Raw genomic sequence first — 26,124 nt, 5'->3', positions numbered from 1 at the left:
TATGGCTAACTTTTTTATTCAGCGTCCCATTTTCGCCTGGGTGCTTGCCATCATCATGATGATGGCTGGCGCACTGGCAATCCTTCAGCTTCCGGTCGCGCAATATCCAACGATTGCACCGCCTGCCATTGCCGTCTCGGCGACCTATCCGGGCGCAGACGCGCAGACAGTACAGGACACCGTCACCCAGGTTATCGAGCAGAACATGAACGGCATCGATAACCTGATGTATATGTCCTCCACCAGCGATTCCGCAGGCGGTGTCACCGTCACGTTAACCTTTACGTCTGGCACCGACCCGGATATCGCGCAGGTGCAGGTGCAGAACAAACTGCAGCTGGCGATGCCGCTACTGCCGCAGGAAGTCCAGCAACAGGGCGTCAGCGTCGAAAAAGCGAGCAGCAGCTTCCTGCTGGTGGCCGGTTTTATCAGCGATAACCCGCAGCTTACCCAGGAGGATATCGCCGACTACGTCTCTTCGGATGTCAAAGATACCATCAGCAGGACGAATGGCGTGGGTGATGTACAGTTATTCGGCGCGCAGTATGCCATGCGCATCTGGCTGAATACGCATGCGATGAATAACTATCAGCTCACGCCGCTGGACGTTATTAATCAGTTAAAAGCGCAGAATAATCAGATAGCGGCCGGCCAGCTGGGCGGCACACCCGCTCTGCCCGGGCAACAGCTCAACGCGTCGATCATCGCCCAGACGCGCCTGAAAGATCCGCAGGCTTTTGGCCGCGTGATGCTGAAGGTCAATCCGGACGGCTCACAGGTGCGTCTGCGTGATGTGGCGCGCATTGAGCTCGGCGGCGAAAACTACAACATGCTGACCAAAATCAACGGTCAGCCCGCCACGGGGCTTGGGATTAAACTCGCTACCGGCGGCAACGCACTCGATACGGCGCAGGCCATTAAAACTACGCTTGCTGATTTACAGCGCTATTTCCCGCAAGGCATGAAAGTGGTGTATCCCTACGACACCACACCCTTTGTGAAAATCTCTATTCACGAAGTGGTGAAAACGCTCTTCGAAGCCATAATCCTGGTTTTCCTGGTGATGTATTTGTTCCTGCAGAACTTCCGCGCCACGCTTATTCCGACCATTGCCGTGCCGGTCGTGTTGCTGGGGACGTTTGCGGTGCTGGCGGCATTCGGCTATTCCATCAACACCCTGACAATGTTCGGTATGGTGCTCGCAATAGGCCTGCTGGTGGATGACGCCATTGTTGTGGTTGAAAACGTCGAGCGTGTGATGGCGCAAGAGAAACTGCCGCCCAAAGAGGCAACGCAGGTATCGATGGCGCAGATCCAGGGCGCACTGGTTGGCATCGCGATGGTGCTGTCTGCGGTGTTTGTGCCGATGGCGTTTTTTGGCGGTTCTACCGGTGCTATCTACCGGCAGTTCTCCGTGACCATCGTCTCCTCAATGGCGCTTTCCGTGCTGGTGGCGCTCATCCTCACCCCTGCCTTGTGCGCTACGCTGCTAAAGCCTGCGAGTGACGTGGAGCACGCCCATAAAGCGAAGTTTTTCGTCTGGTTCAACGCACGGTTCGATCTTAGCGTGAATCACTACACGCAGAGCGTAGGCGGTATTTTGCGTAAAACCGGGCGCTACCTGCTGCTCTATCTGCTGATCGTGGTGGCAATGACGGTACTGTTTGTCCGCTTACCGACCTCGTTTCTGCCAGAAGAAGATCAGGGCGTTTTCATGACGATGGTGCAGCTACCGTCCGGCGCGACACAGGCCCGTACGCAGCAGGTACTCGATCAGGTAACGCAGTATTACCTCAATGACGAAAAGGCTAATGTGGAGTCGGTGTTTACGGTCAGCGGCTTTAGTTTCAGCGGACAGGGGCAAAACGCCGGTGTCGCGTTTATTAGCCTGAAACCCTGGGAGGAACGCCCCGGCCACGACAACAGCGTTGAGGCCATCGTCGCCCGCTCCGGTAAGGCGTTCAGCAAAATAGAAGACGGGCTTATCTTTCCGTTTAACCTTCCGGCCATTCTTGAACTTGGCACCGCGACCGGCTTCGATTTTGAACTTAAAGACCAGGCTAACCTTGGCCACGACACGTTGACGCAGGCACGTAACCAGTTGCTCGGCATGGTGCGCGAACATCCGGAGCTGCTGACGCGTGTACGCCCGAACGGGCTTGAAGATACGCCACAGTTCAAGCTGGATGTCGATCAGGAAAAAGCGCAGGCGCTGGGCGTGACTATTGCGGATATCAATCAGACAATCATGACGGCGCTTGGCGGTACCTATGTGAACGACTTCATCGACCGGGGCCGCGTGAAAAAGGTTTATGTACAGGCCGATGCGCCGTTCCGTATGTTGCCGTCGGATATTGATACGATTTACGTGCGCGGCAGCGGCGGCGATATGGTGCCGCTTTCCGCCTTTACGACGTCGCGCTGGATTTACGGCTCGCCACGTCTTGAGCGCTACAACGGTATGCCATCAATGGAGATCCTCGGTGAGGCAGCGCCGGGCAGAAGTACCGGCGAAGCGATGGCGCTGATGGAAAGTCTGGCCAGCAAATTGCCCACAGGCATCGGCTACGACTGGACCGGTCTTTCTTATCAGGAGCGACTCTCCGGCAATCAGGCGCCAGCGCTGTACGCCATTTCGCTGGTTGTTGTGTTCCTGTGTCTGGCTGCTCTCTATGAAAGCTGGTCGATCCCGTTCTCGGTCATGCTAGTCGTGCCGCTTGGGATTATTGGCGCGCTACTGGCAGCCACGCTGCGCGGGCTAAACAACGATGTTTATTTTCAGGTGGGCCTGCTGACAACCATTGGCCTGTCGGCAAAAAACGCCATCCTGATTGTTGAATTCGCAAAGGATTTGATGGAGAAAGAAGGCCGGAGCCTGACGGAGGCGACGCTTGAGGCCGTACGCTTACGCCTGCGCCCCATACTGATGACGTCGCTGGCGTTTATTCTCGGCGTAATGCCGTTGGTACTGAATAACGGCGCAGGCAGCGGCGCGCAGAACGCAGTCGGCACTGGCGTAATGGGCGGCATGTTGAGCGCCACATTACTCGCCATCTTCTTCGTGCCGGTATTTTTCGTAGTCATCCGGCGGCGGTTTATCAAGCCTGATCCACAGGCATGATGCGAATAATCGGGGCGTCTGACTGGCGCCCTGTTTTTATTTTGCTTATCTTAATTTTTCGACCGCAACACCTTAAAAGACTCGCAACCCCTTATCATTATTAGTTTATTATTCCCGTTACACTTTCGGTGCCATTATGTCGGTACGCTTTATTCTCCATAATCTCTTCACATTATGCCGCGCTTATCCATCATTTTTACAATCCACATGAATTGCAATTATTGTCTGCTCAACGCCTGCGCAGACGCGTGATAATCTTCTTTTATTGCCAACGCCCGCCCCTTTATTTATTAGCTCATATCGTTTCGGGAAGGCAGTTTATTCTGAAGAGGTGAATAATGAACAAATTAGTTCCCGCCGCGCTGTTATGTACCTTACTGGCCGGCTGCGCACATGATTCTCCCTGCGTACCGGTTTATGACGATCAGGGGCGCCTGGTTCATACCAATACGTGTATGAAGGGCACAACTCAGGATAACTGGGAAACCGCAGGCGCCGTCGCGGGTGGAGCCGCCGCCCTTGCCGGGCTGACAATGGGGATTATTGCGCTAAGTAAATAAGACCACTGGCGGGCCGGTATCGGCCCGCTGCGTTAAAACGGTGCAGCCTTTTGTCATAAGGTAAAATTTTGGCATTGCTTTGGCGCATAATAAAAAATAACGCGTGTGCCGGTTCGCTTTTTTACGGTAGCCTTTTTTATATTTTCTTCGACTGCGTGAGTTATCTCACAGGCTTTCTCATTACTTCTCTTCTTAATATTAACGCCAGAAACCACCTGCCCGTATTCCTGATATCACGCGTATTATTTTGCTCCAAAATGTGGCGTGCATTGTCTTTTTGCACTGTTTCAGTGCGCTTATTTTTTTCTTTTATGTCTACACTTCGCTTAATACATCAGCGCACTGCTTTTCGCGCCTGATGTAAACCTGGCATTCCCTTTGCTTTACCCCCTATGGCTCAGGCCACAGACAGCAAACTGGCGCCTCCCAAACGCCTTATATCTATAACGATAATTCTCGCCACACAGGATGCATTATGAAGAAGATGATGATCGCCACTCTGGCCGCCGCTGGCGCGCTGTTCGCCGTTGCTAATCAGGCCCATGCTGGTGCCACGCTGGACAGTGTGAAAAAGAAAGGTTTTGTGCAGTGCGGCATCAGTGACGGTTTGCCGGGCTTTTCCTATGCGGACGCCAATGGCAAATTTACCGGTATCGACGTTGACGTTTGCCGCGGCGTCGCGGCCGCAGTCTTTGGCGACGCGTCTAAAGTGAAGTACACCCCGCTAACCGCGAAAGAGCGCTTTACGGCACTGCAATCCGGCGAAGTTGACGTGCTTTCTCGTAATACTACCTGGACCTCCTCCCGCGACGCCGGCATGGGTATGTCGTTTACGGGCGTAACGTATTACGACGGCATCGGCTTCCTGACGCATAACAAAGCCGGTCTTAAAAGCGCAAAAGAACTCGACGGCGCCACCGTCTGTATTCAGGCAGGCACGGATACCGAGCTTAACGTGGCGGATTACTTTAAAGCCAACGGTATGAAATACACGCCGGTAACCTTCGATCGCTCCGATGAATCGGCCAAAGCGCTGGAATCCGGGCGCTGCGATACGCTCGCTTCTGATCAGTCTCAGCTTTATGCGCTGCGCATTAAGCTCAGCGACCCGGCTGAGTGGATTGTCCTGCCGGAAGTTATCTCTAAAGAGCCGCTGGGCCCGGTAGTTCGTCGTGGCGATGAAGAGTGGTTCTCCATTGTGCGCTGGACGCTGTTCGCAATGCTGAATGCTGAAGAGATGGGAGTGGATTCCAAAAACGTGGATGCGAAAGCGGCTAACCCCTCAACGCCGGACATGGCGCACTTGTTAGGTAAAGAAGGCGACTACGGTAAGGATCTGAAGCTCGATAACAAGTGGGCTTATCACATCATTAAGCAAGTCGGTAACTATGCCGAGATCTTTGAGCGCAACGTCGGCCAGGAAAGCCCGCTTAAGATCAAACGCGGCCAGAACAACCTCTGGAACAAAGGCGGTATTCAGTACGCGCCGCCGGTGCGTTAAGCCTTTTGTCGTTACGGGCGTCGCAATAGCGGCGCCCAGCCCAGAGTTATGGTTGCCTGAGGTTTACCTATGTTCCATCGACGCCCTGGCGTGAAAGGACCTCTCACCCTTTCCAGCCCTGCGGTTCGCGCATGGCTGTACCAGATTGTGGCGATTGTCGTCGTGCTTGGTATCGCCGCATATTTGATTCACAACACGATTACCAATCTGAATAACCGGGGCATTACGTCGGGATTTGCGTTTCTCGATCGTAGCGCCGGGTTTGGCATCGTTCAGCACTTGATCGATTACGAGGAAGGCGACACCTATGGTCGCGTTTTCCTGGTCGGCCTGATGAATACGCTGCTGGTTTCTGCGCTCTGCATTGTTTTTGCCTCCTTTTTGGGCTTTTTTATCGGGCTTGCGCGCCTGTCCGATAACTGGCTGCTGCGTAAACTTTCCACGATTTACATCGAAACCTTCCGTAACGTTCCGCCTTTGTTGCAGATCTTCTTCTGGTACTTCGCTGTACTGCGCAATCTGCCTGGTCCGCGTCAGGCCGTCAGCGCGTTTGATCTGGCGTTCTTAAGTAATCGTGGGCTTTACCTGCCCTCGCCGGAGGCAGGCGAAGGCGCGCTGGCGTTTGTCGCTGCGGTGGCGATGGCGCTGTTGCTGTCAGCCGGGCTTTACCGCTTCAATAAAAAACACCAGATGAAGACCGGACAACTGCGACGCACCTGGCCTACGCTCCTTTTACTTATCGTAGTGTTACCGCTAATAGCGCATCTGGCGTTCGGCCCGGCATTGCACTGGGACGTGCCCGCATTGCGCGGGTTTAACTTCCGTGGCGGGCTGGCGCTGATCCCGGAACTGGCGGCGCTGACGCTGGCGTTATCCGTTTATACCTCCGCTTTTATTGCCGAGATTATTCGCGCCGGGATTTTGTCAGTGCCGCACGGTCAGCATGAGGCTGCGCGATCGCTGGGCCTGCCAAATCCGGTGACGCTGCGCCAGGTGATTATCCCGCAGGCGATGCGCGTGATAATCCCGCCACTCACCAGTCAGTATCTCAACATTGTGAAAAACTCATCGCTCGCCGCCGCTATCGGTTATCCCGATATGGTGTCGCTGTTTGCGGGTACGGTGCTGAACCAGACCGGGCAGGCAATTGAGACTATCGCCATCACCATGTCTGTTTACCTCATTATCAGCCTGTCGATTTCGCTGTTGATGAACCTCTATAACCGGCGTATAGCTCTGGTGGAGCGCTAAACCATGACGATAAAAGCGATATCGCCAGCCTCTGCTCGCCCCCTAAACCGCGGCGCGGTGGGGTGGATGCGCAAAAATCTGTTTTCCAGCCTGGGTAACAGCCTGCTGACGCTGTTTTGTATCTGGATGCTATGGGAACTGATCCCGCCACTGCTGAACTGGGCGCTATTTCAGGCTAACTGGGTGGGCAACACACGGGCGGATTGTACGAAGGAAGGTGCGTGCTGGGTTTTTATTCATGCCCGCTTCGGCCAGTTTATGTATGGACTTTATCCACATGATGAACGCTGGCGCATTAATCTGGCGCTCGTGATTGGTCTGCTTTCCATTGTCCCCATGTTCTGGAATGCGCTGCCGCGGCGTGGTCGATACATCGCCTGCTGGGCCGTAATTTATCCCGTTGTCGTGTGGTGGCTGCTCTATGGCGGTTTTCTTGGGCTGGAGCGCGTGGAAACCCGTCAGTGGGGCGGCCTGACGCTGACGCTCATTATCGCCTCGGTAGGGATAGCCGGTGCACTGCCGCTCGGCATTCTGCTGGCACTCGGACGCCGCTCCAGAATGCCGGTCGTGCGCGTGCTGTCGGTAATTTTTATTGAGTTCTGGCGCGGTGTGCCGCTTATCACAGTGCTGTTTATGTCATCCGTGATGCTGCCGCTATTTATGGCGGAAGGAACCAGCATCGACAAGCTCATCCGCGCGCTGGTCGGGGTTATTCTCTTCCAGTCCGCCTATGTGGCGGAAGTGGTTCGCGGCGGTTTGCAGGCGCTGCCCAAAGGGCAGTACGAGGCAGCAGAATCACTGGCGCTCGGTTACTGGAAAACCCAGGGGCTGGTTATTCTTCCGCAAGCCCTGAAGCTTGTCATACCGGGCCTGGTGAATACCATCATCGCCCTTTTCAAAGACACCAGTCTGGTCATTATTATCGGGCTATTCGATCTGTTTAGCAGCGTGCAGCAGGCAACCGTCGACCCGGCATGGCTTGGCATGTCGACGGAAGGTTATGTATTTGCCGCGCTAATTTACTGGATTTTCTGCTTTAGCATGTCGCGCTACAGCCAGCATCTGGAAAAGCGCTTTCACACCGGGCGTACGCCGCACTGAGGATAACCATGAGTCAAATAACGATGCAGCCTGCCGACGCGATGATTACGCTGGAAAACGTGAATAAATGGTACGGCCAGTTTCATGTATTAAAAGATATTAATCTGAAGGTAAAACAGGGTGAGAGGATCGTGCTTTGCGGGCCGTCAGGCTCCGGAAAATCGACGACAATCCGCTGTATTAATCATCTGGAAGAGCATCAACAGGGCCGAATTGTTGTCGATGGCATTGAGCTGAATGATGACCTGCGTAATATCGAAAAAGTACGTACCGAAGTGGGGATGGTATTTCAGCACTTTAATCTTTTCCCGCATCTGACTGTCTTGCAGAACTGTACGCTGGCACCGATTTGGGTACGTAAACTTCCTAAAAAAGAAGCGGAAGCGCTGGCGATGCATTATCTCGAAAGAGTGCGGATCGCAGAACACGCGCATAAATTCCCGGGGCAGATTTCTGGCGGTCAGCAACAGCGCGTGGCTATCGCCCGTTCGCTGTGTATGAAGCCAAAAATTATGCTGTTTGATGAGCCTACCTCGGCGCTGGATCCGGAGATGGTGAAAGAAGTGCTGGACACAATGATTGGTCTCGCGGAGTCCGGCATGACGATGCTGTGCGTGACCCATGAAATGGGGTTTGCCCGTACCGTCGCAGACAGGGTGATTTTTATGGATCGCGGGGAGATCGTCGAGCAGGCCCCGCCGCAGGACTTTTTCTCCAATCCGGAATCAGAGCGCACCCGCGCGTTTCTGTCCCAGGTGATTCACTAATCCTTATCTGCCCCGTCGTTCTGGCGGGGCGTTTTTTGCTTTTTTCAGGTATGTGTTGTGGCAGGCATGGCGTTTACTTCAGACAGGCGCGGTTGTCTGTCGCTGCGGGACGTCATGCAGAAACAGCGACGCGCAGCGGATGCACCGGCGCTGGTGTACCCTGAAGCGGCAGGCAGTAAATTAGTGCCTGAGCAACAGCAACGGAAGCCGTATGAAGCGGCTGTGATGACAGGAGCCGGAAGGTAATGACGCCCCGCAGGCCGTACCCCGGGCGCAAAAAGCAAAAACCCCTCAGCAGTGCTGAGGGGTTCTTTATTTGATGCCTGGCAGTTCCCTACTCTCGCATGGGGAGGCCCCACACTACCATCGGCGCTACGGCGTTTCACTTCTGAGTTCGGCATGGGGTCAGGTGGGACCACCGCGCTACAGCCGCCAGGCAAATTCTTTTTAAATGCCGAACTTTAACCGAAAAAGTGGTGCTGATACCCAGAGTCGAACTGGGGACCTCACCCTTACCAAGGGTGCGCTCTACCAACTGAGCCATATCAGCACGCTTAATTTGATGCCTGGCAGTTCCCTACTCTCGCATGGGGAGACCCCACACTACCATCGGCGCTACGGCGTTTCACTTCTGAGTTCGGCATGGGGTCAGGTGGGACCACCGCGCTACAGCCGCCAGGCAAATTCTGTTTCCCGCCGCCTTCCGGCCACAGGATTTATCCGTCACAAGCTGAATTGTCTCTCAACACGCCAGACTTCTTTGGCGTTGTAAGGTTAAGCCTCACGGTTCATTAGTACCGGTTAGCTCAACGCATCGCTGCGCTTACACACCCGGCCTATCAACGTCGTCGTCTTCAACGTTCCTTCAGGAGACTTATAGTCTCAGGGAGAACTCATCTCGGGGCAAGTTTCGTGCTTAGATGCTTTCAGCACTTATCTCTTCCGCATTTAGCTACCGGGCAGTGCCATTGGCATGACAACCCGAACACCAGTGATGCGTCCACTCCGGTCCTCTCGTACTGGGAGCAGCCCCCCTCAATTCTCCAGCGCCCACGGCAGATAGGGACCGAACTGTCTCACGACGTTCTAAACCCAGCTCGCGTACCACTTTAAATGGCGAACAGCCATACCCTTGGGACCTACTTCAGCCCCAGGATGTGATGAGCCGACATCGAGGTGCCAAACACCGCCGTCGATATGAACTCTTGGGCGGTATCAGCCTGTTATCCCCGGAGTACCTTTTATCCGTTGAGCGATGGCCCTTCCATACAGAACCACCGGATCACTATGACCTGCTTTCGCACCTGCTCGAGCCGTCACTCTCGCAGTCAAGCCAGCTTATGCCATTGCACTAACCTCCTGATGTCCGACCAGGATTAGCTGACCTTCGTGCTCCTCCGTTACACTTTGGGAGGAGACCGCCCCAGTCAAACTACCCACCAGACACTGTCCCCACGCCGGATCACGGCGCCAGGTTAGAACATCAAACATTAAAGGGTGGTATTTCAAGGTTGGCTCCACGCAGACTGGCGTCCACGCTTCAAAGCCTCCCACCTATCCTACACATCAAGGCTCAATGTTCAGTGTCAAGCTGTAGTAAAGGTTCACGGGGTCTTTCCGTCTTGCCGCGGGTACACTGCATCTTCACAGCGAGTTCAATTTCACTGAGTCTCGGGTGGAGACAGCCTGGCCATCATTACGCCATTCGTGCAGGTCGGAACTTACCCGACAAGGAATTTCGCTACCTTAGGACCGTTATAGTTACGGCCGCCGTTTACCGGGGCTTCGATCAGGAGCTTCTCTTGCGATAACCCCATCAATTAACCTTCCGGCACCGGGCAGGCGTCACACCGTATACGTCCACTTTCGTGTTTGCACAGTGCTGTGTTTTTAATAAACAGTTGCAGCCAGCTGGTATCTTCGACTGACTTCAGCTCCACCCGCAGGGGCTTCACCTACATGTCAGCGTGCCTTCTCCCGAAGTTACGGCACCATTTTGCCTAGTTCCTTCACCCGAGTTCTCTCAAGCGCCTTGGTATTCTCTACCTGACCACCTGTGTCGGTTTGGGGTACGATTTCGTGTTACCTGATGCTTAGAGGCTTTTCCTGGAAGCAGGGCATTTGTTACTTCAGCACCGTAGTGCCTCGTCATCACGCCTCAGTGTTAAAGTGAACCGGATTTACCTGGAACACACACCTACACGCTTAAACCGGGACAACCGTCGCCCGGCCAACATAGCCTTCTCCGTCCCCCCTTCGCAGTAACACCAAGTACAGGAATATTAACCTGTTTCCCATCGACTACGCCTTTCGGCCTCGCCTTAGGGGTCGACTCACCCTGCCCCGATTAACGTTGGACAGGAACCCTTGGTCTTCCGGCGAGCGGGCTTTTCACCCGCTTTATCGTTACTTATGTCAGCATTCGCACTTCTGATACCTCCAGCATGCCTCACAGCACACCTTCGCAGGCTTACAGAACGCTCCCCTACCCAACAACACATAAGTGTCGCTGCCGCAGCTTCGGTGCATGGTTTAGCCCCGTTACATCTTCCGCGCAGGCCGACTCGACCAGTGAGCTATTACGCTTTCTTTAAATGATGGCTGCTTCTAAGCCAACATCCTGGCTGTCTGGGCCTTCCCACATCGTTTCCCACTTAACCATGACTTTGGGACCTTAGCTGGCGGTCTGGGTTGTTTCCCTCTTCACGACGGACGTTAGCACCCGCCGTGTGTCTCCCGTGATAACATTCTTCGGTATTCGCAGTTTGCATCGGGTTGGTAAGCCGGGATGGCCCCCTAGCCGAAACAGTGCTCTACCCCCGAAGATGAGTTCACGAGGCGCTACCTAAATAGCTTTCGGGGAGAACCAGCTATCTCCCGGTTTGATTGGCCTTTCACCCCCAGCCACAGGTCATCCGCTAATTTTTCAACATTAGTCGGTTCGGTCCTCCAGTTAGTGTTACCCAACCTTCAACCTGCCCATGGCTAGATCACCGGGTTTCGGGTCTATACCCTGCAACTTAACGCCCAATTAAGACTCGGTTTCCCTTCGGCTCCCCTATACGGTTAACCTTGCTACAGAATATAAGTCGCTGACCCATTATACAAAAGGTACGCAGTCACCCTCTTACGAAGGCTCCCACTGCTTGTACGTACACGGTTTCAGGTTCTGTTTCACTCCCCTCGCCGGGGTTCTTTTCGCCTTTCCCTCACGGTACTGGTTCACTATCGGTCAGTCAGGAGTATTTAGCCTTGGAGGATGGTCCCCCCATCTTCAGACAGGATATCACGTGTCCCGCCCTACTCATCGAGCTCACAACCTGTGTGCCTTCGTGTACGGGGCTGTCACCCTGTATCGCCGGCCTTTCCAGACCGTTCCACTGACACACAAGCTGATTCAGGCTCTGGGCTGTTCCCCGTTCGCTCGCCGCTACTGGGGGAATCTCGGTTGATTTCTTTTCCTCGGGGTACTTAGATGTTTCAGTTCCCCCGGTTCGCTTCACAGCACTATGTATTCATGCTGAGATAGTGCAACGAATTGCACTGGGTTTCCCCATTCGGACATCGCCGGCTATAACGGTTCATATCACCTTACCGGCGCTTTTCGCAGATTAGCACGTCCTTCATCGCCTCTGACTGCCAGGGCATCCACCGTGTACGCTTGTTCGCTTAACCTCACAACCCGAAGAAGTCTTCGTGCTGCGAGTTTGAGAGACTCTGACACACCGCGCATTCCTGATTACGGAAGAATGCAACAGCATGTCTGTTTCAATTTTCAGCTTGTTCCGGATTGTTAAAGAGCAAATATCTCAAACATGACCCGCAGGTCAGTTTTGAGATATTAATCGGTAACGCCTTTCACTCATTACCAGCAGGTGGCGTCCCTTAGGGGATTCGAACCCCTGTTACCGCCGTGAAAGGGCGGTGTCCTGGGCCTCTAGACGAAAGGGACTTCGCTTTCGCAGACAACCCTGCTTCTTTACTTTCTATCAGACAATCTGTGTGAGCACTACGAGGTTGTATCTTTACAGGTAAGGAGGTGATCCAACCGCAGGTTCCCCTACGGTTACCTTGTTACGACTTCACCCCAGTCATGAATCACAAAGTGGTAAGCGCCCTCCCGAAGGTTAAGCTACCTACTTCTTTTGCAACCCACTCCCATGGTGTGACGGGCGGTGTGTACAAGGCCCGGGAACGTATTCACCGTGGCATTCTGATCCACGATTACTAGCGATTCCGACTTCATGGAGTCGAGTTGCAGACTCCAATCCGGACTACGACGCACTTTATGAGGTCCGCTTGCTCTCGCGAGGTCGCTTCTCTTTGTATGCGCCATTGTAGCACGTGTGTAGCCCTGGTCGTAAGGGCCATGATGACTTGACGTCATCCCCACCTTCCTCCGGTTTATCACCGGCAGTCTCCTTTGAGTTCCCGGCCGAACCGCTGGCAACAAAGGATAAGGGTTGCGCTCGTTGCGGGACTTAACCCAACATTTCACAACACGAGCTGACGACAGCCATGCAGCACCTGTCTCAGAGTTCCCGAAGGCACTCCCGCATCTCTGCAGGATTCTCTGGATGTCAAGACCAGGTAAGGTTCTTCGCGTTGCATCGAATTAAACCACATGCTCCACCGCTTGTGCGGGCCCCCGTCAATTCATTTGAGTTTTAACCTTGCGGCCGTACTCCCCAGGCGGTCGACTTAACGCGTTAGCTCCGGAAGCCACGCCTCAAGGGCACAACCTCCAAGTCGACATCGTTTACGGCGTGGACTACCAGGGTATCTAATCCTGTTTGCTCCCCACGCTTTCGCACCTGAGCGTCAGTCTTCGTCCAGGGGGCCGCCTTCGCCACCGGTATTCCTCCAGATCTCTACGCATTTCACCGCTACACCTGGAATTCTACCCCCCTCTACGAGACTCAAGCTTGCCAGTTTCAAATGCAGTTCCCAGGTTGAGCCCGGGGATTTCACATCTGACTTAACAAACCGCCTGCGTGCGCTTTACGCCCAGTAATTCCGATTAACGCTTGCACCCTCCGTATTACCGCGGCTGCTGGCACGGAGTTAGCCGGTGCTTCTTCTGCGAGTAACGTCAATGAATGAGCGTATTAAGCTCACTCCCTTCCTCCTCGCTGAAAGTACTTTACAACCCGAAGGCCTTCTTCATACACGCGGCATGGCTGCATCAGGCTTGCGCCCATTGTGCAATATTCCCCACTGCTGCCTCCCGTAGGAGTCTGGACCGTGTCTCAGTTCCAGTGTGGCTGGTCATCCTCTCAGACCAGCTAGGGATCGTCGCCTAGGTGAGCCTTTACCCCACCTACTAGCTAATCCCATCTGGGCACATCTGATGGCATGAGGCCCGAAGGTCCCCCACTTTGGTCTTGCGACGTTATGCGGTATTAGCTACCGTTTCCAGTAGTTATCCCCCTCCATCAGGCAGTTTCCCAGACATTACTCACCCGTCCGCCGCTCGTCACCCGAGAGCAAGCTCTCTGTGCTACCGCTCGACTTGCATGTGTTAGGCCTGCCGCCAGCGTTCAATCTGAGCCATGATCAAACTCTTCAATTAAAGTTTGATGCTCAAAGAATTAAACTGTTAGTTCGTAATGAATTAACTGTTGTTCACTTGAGACTTGATATTCATTTATCGTCCGAAGACGTTAAGATATCAGTGCCCCGAGTGCCCACACAGATTGTCTGATAAATTGTTAAAGAGCGGTGCGACGCGGCCTGCAGCCTGCTGTCGCGAGGTGGCGTATATTACGCTTTCCTCTTTCAGAGTCAACCCTTAATTTCAGGTTTTTCTCTTTCCGACTTACCGTCGCTGTATGATGTTTCGCATCAGCGCCGTGTCGATGGAGGCGCATTATAGGGAGTTCTCTTTTCACCGCAACAGAAAAATGTCACAAAAATGACTGACTGCTGCATTCCCCAGCAAAACCCTTGGTTATACGCATTTGCGCACAGAGTTATCCACAAAGCCCTTATAAACCGAAATTTCGCGAGCGGCACGCAAACGTTTTCGCTACAATATCGCGCTATTATTGATAATGTATCCTCGAGGTGCATTAGCCAGATTTCTGCCCACAAACGCAGGAATTTCGCTCACGCTCTTCTGTAATGATCAAATCCAGGGGATTTATACATGCAACAACGTCGTCCTGTACGCCGCGCTCTGCTCAGCGTTTCTGACAAAGCCGGTATCGTCGAATTCGCCCGCGCACTTTCTGAACGCGGCGTCGAGCTGCTCTCTACTGGCGGCACTGCGCATCTGCTGGCAGAGGCCGGATTGCCGGTGACTGAAGTATCTGACTACACCGGTTTTCCGGAGATGATGGATGGACGCGTTAAAACGCTGCACCCGAAAGTGCATGGCGGCATTCTCGGGCGTCGTGGCCAGGATGATGACATCATGGCGCAGCACGGTATCTCTGCGATTGATATGGTCGTGGTAAACCTCTACCCGTTTGCACAGACCGTGGCGCGCGATGGCTGCACGCTGGAAGATGCCGTAGAGAATATTGATATCGGCGGCCCAACCATGGTGCGCTCGGCTGCCAAGAACCATAAAGATGTCGCGATTGTTGTTAAGAGCAGCGATTACACCACCATCATTGAAGAGCTAGATGCCAATGACGGTTCGCTGACCTTCAACACCCGTTTCGATCTGGCCATTAAAGCCTTCGAACATACTGCCGCCTACGACAGCATGATTGCGAATTACTTCGGAAGCCTGGTGCCCGCCTATCATGGCGAGACGAAACAGCCCGCCGGTCGCTTTCCGCGTACGCTAAACCTGAATTTCATTAAGAAGCAGGATATGCGTTATGGCGAAAACAGCCATCAACAAGCTGCCTTCTATATAGAAGAAGAAATTAATGAAGCGTCCGTCGCAACGGCGCTGCAGGTTCAGGGGAAGGCGCTCTCTTATAACAACATCGCCGATACCGATGCCGCGCTGGAGTGCGTTAAAGAGTTCAGCGAGCCCGCCTGCGTTATCGTCAAGCATGCCAATCCGTGTGGCGTGGCGGTAAGCCACTCGATTCTGGACGCGTATGACCGCGCCTATAAAACCGATCCGACTTCCGCATTCGGCGGCATCATCGCGTTTAACCGCGAACTGGATGCCGAAACCGCGCAGGCGATTATTGCTCGTCAGTTCGTTGAAGTCATTATCGCGCCGTCTGCCAGCGAAGAAGCCCTCGCGATCACCGCGGCGAAGCAAAACGTGCGCGTGCTGGTTTGCGGCGAATGGCAGTCTCGCGTGCCGGGGCTGGATTTCAAACGTGTTAACGGCGGCCTGCTGGTTCAGGACCGCGATCTCGGTATGGTGGCGCAAAACGATTTGCGCGTGGTTACCAAACGCCAGCCGACTGAGCAGGAGCTACGCGACGCTCTCTTCTGTTGGAAAGTGGCGAAGTTCGTAAAATCGAACGCTATCGTATACGCCAAAGAGAATATGACTATCGGCATCGGCGCCGGTCAGATGAGCCGTGTGTACTCCGCAAAGATAGCAGGCATCAAGGCGGGTGACGAAGGGCTGGAAGTAAAAGGCTCTGCCATGGCGTCTGATGCGTTCTTCCCGTTCCGCGATGGCATCGACGCCGCCGCTGCCGTCGGCATTACCTGCGTGATTCAGCCGGGCGGTTCGATTCGCGATGAGGAAGTTATCGCCGCCGCCGACGAACACGGCATTGCCATGATCTTCACCGACATGCGCCATTTCCGCCATTAATAACGGAGCCACGATGAAAGTATTAGTGATTGGCAACGGCGGGCGCGAACACGCGCTGGCCTGGAAAGCGGTTCAGTCGCCGCGGGTTGAAACTGTGTTTGTCGCACCGGGTAACGCTGGTACGGCGCTGGAACCTGCGCTGCAAAACGTCGCTATCAACCCGACCGACATTCCCGCGCTGCTGCGCTTTGCACAACGTGAAAACATTGACCTGACGATTGTCGGGCCGGAAGCGCCGCTGGTTATCGGCGTGGTAGATGCGTTCCGCGCAGCGGGCCTGAAAATCTTCGGACCGACGAAAGGTGCCGCGCAGCTGGAAGGCTCCAAAGCTTTTAGCAAAGATTTTCTGGCGCGCCATCGTATCCCGACCGCGGAATACCAGAACTTCACGGAAACCGAACCGGCGCTGGCTTACATCCGTGAAAAAGGCGCGCCTATTGTGATTAAGGCTGACGGTCTGGCGGCGGGAAAAGGCGTTATCGTTGCAATGACGCTCGCTGAAGCCGAGGCGGCCGTACTCGACATGCTGGCCGGCAACGCCTTTGGCGACGCAGGACACCGCATCGTCGTCGAAGAGTTCCTGGATGGCGAAGAAGCCAGCTTCATCGTGATGGTAGACGGCGAGCACGTTGAGCCGATGGCCACCAGCCAGGATCACAAACGCGTGGGCGACGGCGACACGGGCCTGAACACCGGCGGTATGGGCGCATATTCCCCGGCACCGGTTGTGACCGACGAGGTTTTCCAGCGCACCATGGAGCGCGTCATATGGCCAACGGTGCGCGGCATGGCGGCGGAAGGTAATACCTACACCGGCTTCCTGTATGCGGGCCTGATGATCGATAAACAGGGCAATCCGAAGGTTATCGAATTTAACTGCCGCTTTGGGGACCCGGAAACACAGCCGATCATGATGCGTTTGCAGTCCGATCTGGTGGAGCTCTGTCTTGCGGCCTGCGACGGCAAACTCAATACGGTGAAGTCGCAGTGGGATCCGCGTCCGTCACTTGGCGTGGTCATGGCCGCTGGCGGTTATCCGGGCGATTACCGTACTGGTGATGTCATTCACGGCCTGCCCATTGAAGAGATTGCTAATGGTGACGGCAAAGTCTTTCATGCCGGGACCATGCTGCGTGATGACGACCGCGTCGTCACAAGCGGCGGTCGAGTGCTCTGCGTGACAGCCCTCGGCGACAGCGTGGCGCAGGCACAGGCACGCGCTTATCGCTTAGCGGAAGATATTCACTGGGATAACCGCTTCTGTCGTAAGGACATCGGCTACCGCGCGATTGCGCGCGAACAGGAAAAATAACCCACCGTAGGTCAGACAGGCTTAAACCCAAAAGCGACGGCAATACCGTCGCTTTTTTATTGAGCTCAAAAACTGTCAGGCTTCGGCTGCCAGGCGCAAAAGTCTTCGTTGGCGACCAGCAGAAGCTGAGTCCCTTCAGGCGCTTCGAGCCAGGCGGCGCTGACGCGCGCCTTCGCATGGCGCTGGCGTTCCTCCAGGCGTGAGAGCGCCCTTCTGTCCAGTTCGGGTTGCACCGTTTGCCCCTCGCAGGTGGTCATCGTGCCGTCAGGGTTCCAGCGCCCCTGACGCAACACCACGCGGCCCGCACGCAACGCGTCGCTGGTATTACGCATCTGGGTCGCACGATATTGCCACAAGGCAATCTGGTCGCTTGAGAGCTGCTGCTTTTGCCCGTTCACATCGCGTTGCATAAAGCTCAGCCCGCCATGGTCATCAAAACGCACTTTTACCTGCTCCGGGTGTTTACCCTCAAGACGGTAATCCACGGATGCCAGCGCATCATCCTGCCAGCGGTAATCGCTCAGTGACGTTTTATCACCAGACCACGGGCTGAATGCCGCCAGCAGATGAACAGAGCCATCATTATTATCTTTGCGCCACAGGCGCACGACGCCGTCATCGGCGAGATAGCCGCTGGCGGTAAAGGGGGGAATGTCCGGGGTAGAACGACAAGCACAGAGGAATAGCGCGCCTGCCAGCGCCAGCATACGCCAGCCAAACAAAAGGGGCGTTCTCGCCCCTTCGTTAAAACCTTTCACTGCCACGCGGTTTACTTAACAGCGTCTTTCAGTGCTTTGCCAGAAACGAAAGCCGGCACGTTAGCTGCAGCGATTTTGATTTCTTTACCAGTCTGCGGGTTGCGGCCAGTACGCTCAGCGCGGTGGTTCACTTTGAAGGTACCGAAACCAACCAGCTGTACAGCATCGCCTTCTTTCAGAGACTCAGTAATCGCAGCCAGAGTGGATTCCAGAGCAGCTTTCGCTTGCGCTTTAGACAGGTCAGCCTTGTCTGCAATTACATCAATCAGTTGAGTCTTATTCATAAGTTATCCTTACAATGTGTTTATCGCTTGCTAAGCATCGAGTGCGACGGAAATGCCTTGAAAGCACTCTCCTGCATACACGCACCGATAGCCACTTTTTTTCGCCTCCCAAATGTAGACCAGACGGGGGGCTAATTGGAAGCCTTCAGGTACGACAAAACAGGCTGTAAATCACGTTTTATTGTCTCATTGCTGCAAATTTATACCGATATTACTGGTTCCATCCTCGCGCAGGTCTGCACGCAGACCTTTTATCAGTTCAATATCGCGTTCTTCACAGGCCGCCAGCAGACGGAAAATTTCCCACTGGATATCCCATTCCTGCTCCACCGCCGGGTTCGCTTTCAGCTCGTCGTCGGTCATTTCGCGGCCCGCCTGCGTCATCTCCAGCATCGCAACCGTGGTGATAGAGGTTTCGCTGACGTCAATTGCATGCTCCAGCGTTTCACCGCTAAGACGTGAGTGAACCAGCTCGCTTAACGCCACGCAGGCGTCAATGGCCGGATACACGCCATACAGGTCATAATCTTCTGCCACGGGAATCGCCTCTTCGAGCTTTTCGAGCTGGTTGTCGAAATTCACTTTGGCATCTTTTACCGTCAGCGTTTCCCAGACCAGATCGAGAATGCGGCGGTAAAGCTGCGCATCACCGAAACCGGTCTGCTGGCAAAACATGGCGTAATTCGGGTACATGCGCTCGCACAGCGAGGCCATAAACGTCACATGCTGCCAGGCTTCCAGCTTTTCCAGCCGCAGGTGAATAGGGTTTTGTAACATAGTGGCGTCTCACAAACCGATAATGAGCGGCAGTGTACCTGAATCACCCCTGAATTTCCTGCCATCGTAGAAAGGCAGGCCGACCCGATGCGACCGCATCCGCCCAGCGCGTCGGTTCTGGCAGGCGGTAGCCTTTCGTGCAACGCTGCACCCAGCCCAGCGCGGTATCAATGCTGACCCTGTGCCCTGTGGAGACAAACAGCGGGTTACAGCGCGCCTTGCTGCGCCATACCCATGCCAGCTGCTCGCCTTTATCCATCAGCGGTGCGACAGCACCCGGTTCATCGGAGAGCGGCTCAAACTTACCGCAGAGCCGTTTTTTCGCAACGCCAATGGTTGGCACATCTACCAGCATACCGAAGTGGCTGGCCACGCCGAGACGACGTGGATGCGAAATACCGTGCCCGTCGACAAAGAGTAAATCCGGCTTTCTGGAGAGCATTTCCCAGGCGGCAAGCAGCGCCGGGTATTCGCGAAAGGACAGAAAGCCGGGAATATACGGCATGGTGGTAGGAATACGCGCTACCTGATACTCCAGCAGTTCCAGTGAGGGATATTTCAGTAGCACCATGGCCGCTCGCGTCACTTCGCCGCCCTGTTCAAACCCGACATCCGCCCCGCCGATAATTGTCGGCGGATCCTCATTTAACCGGTCCTCCCGGACCACATTTGAGGCCAGTTCGATTTGTTGTGCGCGTAGCGTCGCGAGATCCATAGTTTCTCCTTACTGATGATAAGGCGCCGATAAGCGGTGAACCGCCTCGACGAAGGCCCCCGCATGTTCCGGAGGCACATCCTGATGAATACCATGCCCCAGATTGAACACATGGCCTTCACCGTGGCCGAAACCAGCAAGTATAGACGCCACTTCTTCTTCGATACGGGCAGGAGATGCGTAAAGCATCGACGGATCCATGTTGCCCTGCAGCGCCACCTTGTGACCCACACGACGGCGCGCATCCGCGATATCCGTTGTCCAGTCGAGGCCCAGCGCGTCGCAACCGGTGTCCGCTATCGCCTCCAGCCACTGACCGCCGCCTTTAGTAAAGAGCGTCACCGGCACGCGACGACCTTCGTTTTCACGCAGTAATCCGTCGACGATCTTATGCATGTAATAGAGCGAAAATTGCTGATAGTCGCGCCCGGTCAACACACCGCCCCATGTATCAAAAATCATCACCGACTGCGCACCCGCGCGGATCTGCGCGTTCAGGTACAGCGTGACGCTTTGCGCAAGCTTATCGAGCAGCAGATGCAGCGTCTGTGGTTCGGCGTACATCATTTTCTTAATAACGGTAAACGCCTTGCTGCTGCCGCCTTCAACCATGTACGTTGCAAGCGTCCAGGGGCTTCCGGAAAAACCAATCAGCGGCACCTCGCCTTTGAGTTCGCGACGAATGGTACGCACCGCGTTCATCACATAGCCAAGCTCCTGCTCCGGGTCCGGCACCGGCAGTTTTTCGACATCCGCTTTGCCCGTAATCGGCGAGGTAAAACGCGGGCCTTCGCCTGCTTCAAAATAGAGTCCCAGCCCCATCGCATCCGGAATCGTCAGAATGTCCGAAAACAGGATCGCCGCATCAAGCGGATAACGGCGCAGCGGCTGTAGCGTCACTTCGCACGCCAGCTCAGCGTTTTTGCAAAGTGACATAAAATCGCCCGCCTGCGCGCGAGTGGCCTTATATTCCGGCAGATAGCGCCCCGCCTGCCTCATCATCCACACCGGCGTGACATCTACAGGCTGGCGTTGCAGGGCACGCAGGTAACGATCGTTTTTCAGTTCGGTCATTTTTCTTATTCCTCAAGCGTCAGGGCGCCATTGTATCACGTCATTCGTAGTCTGCCCGGCAGCGCGCCACCGTATCTTCTATCAGGCGGCGCGCCACGGTGCCTGGCGCGGGCAACAACGGCAACTGGTCATAGCGGTACCAGCCAGCGTCGATAAGCTCTTTCGGGTCGATGTTAATTTCGCCGCTGTCATACTCTGCGGTAAAGGCGGTCATCAGCGACTGCGGGAACGGCCACGGCTGGGAGGTCACGTAGCGCAGGTTTTTTACACGAATGCTGCTCTCTTCCATCACCTCGCGCGCGACCGCCTGCTCAAGCGTCTCGCCCACTTCGACAAACCCGGCCAGCACGGTGTAAACGCCGTTGCGGTGACGCGCATGCTGCGCCAGCAAAATTTTATCGTCACGGCGGATTGCGACGATAATGCACGGCGCGATTTGCGGATAGTAGCGTTCGCGGCAGTGTCCGCAGAGCATCGCCCATTCCGTTTTGCTCGGATGCATCTCATGCCCGCAGTAGCCGCAATATTTATGCGAGCGGTAAAACTCGGCGAGCTGCACTCCGCGACCGGCAAGCTGAAACAGCCCGGCCTCCTGATCGATGAGCTGTCGTACCGAGCCCATCTCCTCGTCACGCTTTTGCAACACCAACCATACCGGCGCGTCTTCCCAGGTGCCGATTTGGAGCGCTTTTTCGCCCACAAGACCAAAATCCGCCGCATGGCCGTAAGGTAATTCTGCTTTTGGCAGCCATAATTTCTGTTCTTGGCTGACTATCCACCAGCCATGGTCTAAATTTTCTAGTGTACGTTCCATAATTGATTGCACTACCTCTGCGTCACTGGCACGTTATTAACATTGTTCTTACATATTTTGGGTCATTTGCGTTTTTACATCTTATATCTCATGGAGTCGATCATGCTAAACCAGCTAAAAAGTCTGACGGAACGCGTTGGTGGGAGTAATGAGTTAGTTGATCGTTGGCTTGGTGCCCGCAACCATCTGTTAGTCACCTATTACAAGATGGTCGGCATCAAGCCCGGCAAGGAGCCGATGACTACGCTGAATGAACAAGCGCTGGACGATTTTTGCCACTGCCTGGTGGATTATCTTTCCGCCGGTCATTTCAATATTTACGAACGTGTCATCAGCGAAATGGAAGGCACCAGCCCGCTGGTCGCCGCCACGCAAATCTATCCTCAGCTGGAATCTAACACCCAGCAGATCATGGATTTCTACGATACCCATCTGGAAAGCGCCATTGATCACGATAACTGCCTGGAGTTTCAGGAAGCGCTTTCCGGTATCGGCGAGGCGCTTGCCGCCCGTTTCGCGCTGGAAGATAAGCTTATCCTGCTGGCGTATGACCATAACCTTAGCGAAAGCGCTAATGACGAAGCAGGCCTTGCCCGTCCGGCTTGAGTTCGGCGGCATTAACGAGTAATTTACCTTTACCCCCGCGGTTGACGCGGGGTTTATCTTGTCGGAGTGCCTAGCGCGTAAGCACAGGCTGAGACCGTTAATTCGGGATCCGCGGAACCTGATCAGGTTAAGACCTGCGAAGGGAACAAGAGTAATTCTATTTTGCCCCGCTCAGGGTGCTTTTCATCCCTGAATCTGCCAGCACGGGCGCGGGCGCATCGCCATTACTCCTCCGTTGTTCTGACAAGCCACTTCCTGACTGATGACTGGAATGCGCTATGTCTGTATCAAACAAACCTGGCCGTCGCGAACAACGCGCCGCCGCACAACACTTTATCGACACGCTGGAAGGCACTGCTTTCCCGAATTCTCATCGCATTTATCTCACCGGCTCGCGCGACGATATTCGCGTACCAATGCGAGAAATCCGCCTGAGCCCGACGCTTGCGGGTGGCACAAAAGACGATCCTCGTTATGAGCCGAACGAACCTGTACCCGTCTACGACACCTCCGGCCCTTACGGCGATCCGGCGGTACGCATCGACGTGCGCGAAGGACTCGAAAAAATGCGCAGCGGCTGGATAGCGGCACGCAACGATACCGAGACCCTCAGCGCGCGCAGCTCGGCTTACACCCGGGAACGACTGGCCGACGACGGGCTGGACGACCTGCGCTTTCACGGCCTGCTGACGCCGAAACGCGCAAAAGCGGGTCAGCGCGTCACGCAATTGCATTACGCTCGCCAGGGCATCGTGACCCCGGAAATGGAATTTATCGCTATCCGCGAAAACATGGGCCGTGAGCGCATCCGCGGTGCCGTGCTGCGCCAGCAGCATCCGGGCGAAGGCTTCGGTGCGCGCCTGCCGGGTAACATCACGCCAGAATTTGTACGTGACGAAGTGGCAGCCGGACGCGCCATTATTCCGGCCAACATCAACCACCCGGAATCGGAGCCGATGATCATCGGGCGCAACTTCCTGGTGAAGGTGAACGCCAATATCGGCAACTCTGCCGTTACCTCATCCATTGAAGAAGAAGTCGAAAAACTGGTCTGGGCTACTCGCTGGGGCGCCGACACGGTGATGGACCTTTCCACCGGGCGTTACATCCATGAAACCCGTGAATGGATCCTGCGCAATAGCCCGGTGCCGATCGGCACAGTGCCGATCTACCAGGCGCTGGAGAAGGCCAACGGGATCGCCGAAGATCTCAGCTGGGAAATGTTCCGCGACACGCTGCTTGAGCAGGCGGAACAGGGCGTCGATTACTTCACCATCCACGCAGGCGTACTGCTGCGCTACGTGCCGATGACCGCAAAACGCCTGACGGGCATCGTCTCGCGCGGCGGTTCTATCATGGCGAAATGGTGCCTGTCACATCACAAAGAAAACTTCCTCTACGAGCATTTCCGCGAGATTTGTGAAATCTGCGCGGCCTATGATGTCTCGCTGTCGCTTGGCGATGGCCTGCGCCCCGGCTCTATTCAGGACGCAAACGACGAGGCGCAATTCGCTGAGCTCCACACGCTTGGCGAGCTGACAAAAATCGCCTGGGAATATGACGTACAGGTGATGATTGAAGGCCCAGGACATGTGCCGATGCAGATGATCCGCCGCAACATGACCGAAGAGCTGGAACACTGCCATGAAGCGCCGTTCTATACGCTTGGTCCGCTGACCACCGACATCGCGCCCGGTTACGACCATTTCACGTCCGGGATTGGCGCAGCCATGATCGGCTGGTTCGGCTGTGCCATGCTCTGCTACGTGACGCCAAAAGAGCACCTCGGCCTGCCGAATAAAGAGGATGTTAAACAAGGGCTCATTACCTACAAAATCGCGGCCCACGCCGCCGATCTTGCCAAAGGCCATCCGGGCGCGCAGATCCGCGATAACGCCATGTCTAAAGCGCGCTTCGAATTCCGCTGGGAAGATCAGTTCAACCTGGCGCTTGATCCTTTCACCGCGCGCGCCTATCACGACGAAACGCTGCCGCAGGAATCCGGCAAAGTGGCACATTTCTGCTCCATGTGTGGCCCCAAATTCTGCTCAATGAAAATCACCCAGGAAGTCCGCGACTACGCCGCGAAGCAAGCCATCGACGCCGGTATGGCGGACATGTCCACCAGCTTCCGCGCCCGCGGCGGCGACATCTACCTGCGTCAGGAGGAGGTGGAATAATGGAACCGCTTTTCGCCCCTGTACCGCGCCGCCTCGGGCTTTATCCGGTCGTGGACAGCGTCGACTGGATTGCGCGTCTGCTGGAGGCGGGCGTGCGCACAATCCAGCTGCGCATCAAAGATAAAACGGATGAGGACGTCGAGGAGGACGTGCGCGCCGCCATTGATCTCGCCCGCCGTTACGACGCCCGACTCTTTATCAATGATTACTGGCGCCTGGCCATTACGCATCAGGCGTACGGCGTTCACCTTGGTCAGGAAGATCTGGAAACCGCAGACCTTGAGGCGATCCGCGCCGCTGGTCTGCGGCTTGGCGTCTCCACCCACGATGATATGGAAATCGACGTGGCGCTGGCGGTGCGCCCGTCTTATATCGCACTCGGCCATGTCTTTCCCACGCAAACGAAACAGATGCCCTCTGCGCCGCAGGGGCTGACGCAACTGGCTGCACACGTGAAGCGGCTCGGTGATTATCCGACCGTCGCTATCGGCGGCATTAGCCTCGCCCGCGCGCCGGCGGTACTGGAAACCGGCGTCGGCAGCATCGCGGTGGTGAGCGCTATCACCCATGCGCCAGACTGGCGCGCCGCCACGCAGCAGTTACTGGAACTGGCGGGGGTGGGTGATGAATGACGTGGACTTTATGCGCTATAGCCGCCAGCTGCTGCTGGAGGATATCGCCATCGACGGCCAGCAAAAGCTGCTTTCAAGCCGTGCTTTAATTATCGGCCTCGGCGGGCTTGGCTCCCCCGCCGCGCTTTATCTGGCGGGCGCAGGGGTGGGCACGTTGTGGCTTGCAGATGACGACGCGGTACACCTCAGTAATCTCCAGCGTCAGATCCTGTTTGGCATGAACGATATTGAGCAGTCGAAATCACTGGCGGCGGTGCGGCGTTTGAAAGCGCTTAACCCCGCCATTGACACCGTGGCGCTGAACCAGCGGCTGGAAGGCGACGCGCTGCGCGAGGCCGTCGCGGGCGTCGATGTCGTGCTCGACTGCAGCGATAACATGACCACCCGGCAGGCCATTAACGCCGCCTGCGTGGCGCACGGCACGCCGCTCATCACGGCCAGCGCCGTCGGCATGGGCGGGCAGATAGCGACGTTCGCTCCCCCTTTCGATTACGGCTGCTACCGCTGTCTGTGGCCCGACGACAGCGAGCCGGAACGCAACTGCCGCACCGCAGGTGTACTCGGCCCGGTCGTGGGTCTGATGGGCACGCTACAGGCGCTGGAAGCCATCAAGCTATTGTGCGGCGTGCTGCCTCACGCCAGCGAGTTACGCCTCTTCGACGCGCGCGCCAACCACTGGCGCACGCTGACCTTACAGCGGGCACCAGGCTGTCCGGTATGCGGAGGCGGTCATGCGCATTGAGTTAAATGAGGAATCGATGCAGTGCGAGGACGGCTTAAGCGCAGCACAACTGCTGGAGCAGTTAACGCTCGACAAGCCCGGCACGGCGCTCGCGGTCAACCAGACCATTCTCCCGCGTCGTCAGTGGCCGGATTATACCCTGCAGGAAGGCGACAGCCTGCTGCTGTTTCAGGTTATTGCAGGAGGCTGAG

19 protein-coding genes, 2 tRNA genes, 4 rRNA genes and 1 riboswitch are annotated in these 26,124 nt (G+C 55.5%); of the genes, 13 read left to right on the top strand and 12 right to left on the bottom strand.

Translation table 11 applies throughout. From position 1 onward, the window contains the following. Position 1 precedes the first annotated feature (1 nt). The 6 genes from AFK62_RS01850 to AFK62_RS01825 all read left to right on the top strand — a co-directional run bounded on the left by AFK62_RS01850 (position 2) and on the right by AFK62_RS01825 (position 8,301). On the top strand, positions 2-3,121 hold the full coding sequence (locus AFK62_RS01850) for an efflux RND transporter permease subunit (RefSeq protein ID WP_007673389.1): 3,120 nt from the start codon (positions 2-4) through the stop codon (positions 3,119-3,121). A 338-nt stretch (positions 3,122-3,459) separates the two neighbouring features. Continuing rightward, entirely contained in the window at positions 3,460-3,681 is a 222-nt protein-coding gene (locus AFK62_RS01845) for a putative periplasmic lipoprotein (protein ID WP_007673391.1), read from the top strand. Positions 3,682-4,156: 475 nt separating this feature from the next. Then, positions 4,157-5,182, top strand: coding sequence for an amino acid ABC transporter substrate-binding protein (locus AFK62_RS01840; protein ID WP_007673394.1), 1,026 nt, complete (start codon positions 4,157-4,159; stop codon positions 5,180-5,182). A gap of 69 nt (positions 5,183-5,251) precedes the next feature. Further along, a complete protein-coding gene (locus AFK62_RS01835; protein ID WP_007673396.1) occupies positions 5,252-6,433 on the top strand; it encodes an amino acid ABC transporter permease in 1,182 nt (393 codons plus the stop codon). A 3-nt stretch (positions 6,434-6,436) separates the two neighbouring features. Next, positions 6,437-7,534, top strand: coding sequence for an amino acid ABC transporter permease (locus AFK62_RS01830; RefSeq protein WP_007673398.1), 1,098 nt, complete (start codon positions 6,437-6,439; stop codon positions 7,532-7,534). A gap of 8 nt (positions 7,535-7,542) precedes the next feature. Next, positions 7,543-8,301, top strand: a complete 759-nt coding sequence (locus AFK62_RS01825; RefSeq protein ID WP_032984443.1) for an amino acid ABC transporter ATP-binding protein — start codon at positions 7,543-7,545, stop codon at positions 8,299-8,301. Between the two features lie 321 nt (positions 8,302-8,622). On the opposite strand, the gene rrf (AFK62_RS01820) is transcribed toward AFK62_RS01825, so the two are convergent. The 6 genes from rrf (AFK62_RS01820) to AFK62_RS01795 form a co-directional block, all read right to left on the bottom strand. After that, a 5S ribosomal RNA gene (gene rrf, locus AFK62_RS01820) occupies positions 8,623-8,738 on the bottom strand. A gap of 37 nt (positions 8,739-8,775) precedes the next feature. Then, positions 8,776-8,851: transfer RNA gene (locus AFK62_RS01815), tRNA-Thr, on the bottom strand. Between the two features lie 14 nt (positions 8,852-8,865). Further along, positions 8,866-8,981, bottom strand: a 5S ribosomal RNA gene (gene rrf, locus AFK62_RS01810). Positions 8,982-9,071: 90 nt separating this feature from the next. Further along, a 23S ribosomal RNA gene (locus tag AFK62_RS01805) occupies positions 9,072-11,976 on the bottom strand. A 201-nt stretch (positions 11,977-12,177) separates the two neighbouring features. Continuing rightward, positions 12,178-12,253: transfer RNA gene (locus AFK62_RS01800), tRNA-Glu, on the bottom strand. Positions 12,254-12,333: 80 nt separating this feature from the next. Then, positions 12,334-13,873: ribosomal RNA gene (locus tag AFK62_RS01795) — 16S ribosomal RNA — on the bottom strand. The 16S, 23S and 5S rRNA genes sit together here with 2 tRNA genes alongside, the layout of an rRNA operon. Before the next feature lie 576 nt (positions 13,874-14,449). Here AFK62_RS01795 and purH point away from each other — a divergent pair. Together purH and purD are read left to right on the top strand one after the other, a co-directional pair. Next, positions 14,450-16,039, top strand: a complete 1,590-nt coding sequence (gene purH / locus AFK62_RS01785; protein ID WP_007665958.1) for a bifunctional phosphoribosylaminoimidazolecarboxamide formyltransferase/IMP cyclohydrolase — start codon at positions 14,450-14,452, stop codon at positions 16,037-16,039. A gap of 13 nt (positions 16,040-16,052) precedes the next feature. Beyond that, a complete protein-coding gene (gene purD / locus AFK62_RS01780) occupies positions 16,053-17,351 on the top strand; it encodes a phosphoribosylamine--glycine ligase (RefSeq protein ID WP_053531683.1) in 1,299 nt (432 codons plus the stop codon). A gap of 65 nt (positions 17,352-17,416) precedes the next feature. Here purD and AFK62_RS01775 read toward each other — a convergent pair whose 3' ends face one another. From AFK62_RS01775 to nudC, 6 genes are all read right to left on the bottom strand, one after another. Then, positions 17,417-18,109 (bottom strand): DUF1481 domain-containing protein, encoded by a 693-nt coding sequence (locus tag AFK62_RS01775; protein ID WP_193352467.1) that lies wholly within the window; start codon positions 18,107-18,109, stop codon positions 17,417-17,419. Positions 18,110-18,120: 11 nt separating this feature from the next. Continuing rightward, positions 18,121-18,393, bottom strand: coding sequence for a nucleoid-associated protein HU-alpha (hupA, locus tag AFK62_RS01770; RefSeq protein ID WP_002884342.1), 273 nt, complete (start codon positions 18,391-18,393; stop codon positions 18,121-18,123). Positions 18,394-18,579: 186 nt separating this feature from the next. Beyond that, positions 18,580-19,170, bottom strand: coding sequence for a YjaG family protein (locus AFK62_RS01765; RefSeq protein ID WP_007665926.1), 591 nt, complete (start codon positions 19,168-19,170; stop codon positions 18,580-18,582). A 43-nt stretch (positions 19,171-19,213) separates the two neighbouring features. Further along, positions 19,214-19,885, bottom strand: a complete 672-nt coding sequence (gene nfi / locus AFK62_RS01760; protein ID WP_007665923.1) for a deoxyribonuclease V — start codon at positions 19,883-19,885, stop codon at positions 19,214-19,216. Between the two features lie 9 nt (positions 19,886-19,894). After that, entirely contained in the window at positions 19,895-20,959 is a 1,065-nt protein-coding gene (gene hemE, locus AFK62_RS01755; RefSeq protein ID WP_007665920.1) for a uroporphyrinogen decarboxylase, read from the bottom strand. A gap of 40 nt (positions 20,960-20,999) precedes the next feature. Further along, positions 21,000-21,773, bottom strand: a complete 774-nt coding sequence (nudC, locus tag AFK62_RS01750) for an NAD(+) diphosphatase (protein WP_007665917.1) — start codon at positions 21,771-21,773, stop codon at positions 21,000-21,002. Positions 21,774-21,875: 102 nt separating this feature from the next. On the opposite strand from nudC, the gene AFK62_RS01745 reads away from it, so the two are divergent. The 5 genes from AFK62_RS01745 to thiS all read left to right on the top strand — a co-directional run bounded on the left by AFK62_RS01745 (position 21,876) and on the right by thiS (position 26,123). Continuing rightward, the gene (locus AFK62_RS01745; protein WP_007665914.1) at positions 21,876-22,379 is read left to right on the top strand and encodes an Rsd/AlgQ family anti-sigma factor; all 504 of its coding nucleotides are present in this window, start codon (positions 21,876-21,878) and stop codon (positions 22,377-22,379) included. Between the two features lie 52 nt (positions 22,380-22,431). Continuing rightward, positions 22,432-22,541: riboswitch (TPP riboswitch) on the top strand. A gap of 116 nt (positions 22,542-22,657) precedes the next feature. Further along, complete coding sequence (gene thiC / locus AFK62_RS01740) at positions 22,658-24,559, top strand: phosphomethylpyrimidine synthase ThiC (RefSeq protein ID WP_007665911.1); 1,902 nt, start codon at positions 22,658-22,660, stop codon at positions 24,557-24,559. Beyond that, the gene (thiE, locus tag AFK62_RS01735) at positions 24,559-25,191 is read left to right on the top strand and encodes a thiamine phosphate synthase (protein ID WP_007665909.1); all 633 of its coding nucleotides are present in this window, start codon (positions 24,559-24,561) and stop codon (positions 25,189-25,191) included. Before thiC ends, thiE begins: the two co-directional genes overlap by 1 nt. Beyond that, positions 25,184-25,933 carry a HesA/MoeB/ThiF family protein gene (locus AFK62_RS01730; RefSeq protein WP_053531682.1) on the top strand — a complete coding sequence of 250 codons (750 nt, stop codon included), beginning with the start codon at positions 25,184-25,186 and terminating at the stop codon, positions 25,931-25,933. Before thiE ends, AFK62_RS01730 begins: the two co-directional genes overlap by 8 nt. Then, positions 25,923-26,123, top strand: a complete 201-nt coding sequence (gene thiS / locus AFK62_RS01725; RefSeq protein WP_032984024.1) for a sulfur carrier protein ThiS — start codon at positions 25,923-25,925, stop codon at positions 26,121-26,123. Before AFK62_RS01730 ends, thiS begins: the two co-directional genes overlap by 11 nt. Position 26,124 lies beyond the last annotated feature (1 nt).

Origin of the sequence: Cronobacter condimenti 1330, from assembly GCF_001277255.1 — a bacterium.
In the GTDB taxonomy this organism is placed as follows: domain Bacteria; phylum Pseudomonadota; class Gammaproteobacteria; order Enterobacterales; family Enterobacteriaceae; genus Cronobacter; species Cronobacter condimenti.
Note: the sequence above shows the minus strand (reverse complement) of the source record. Positions and strands in the feature narration are given on the sequence as shown.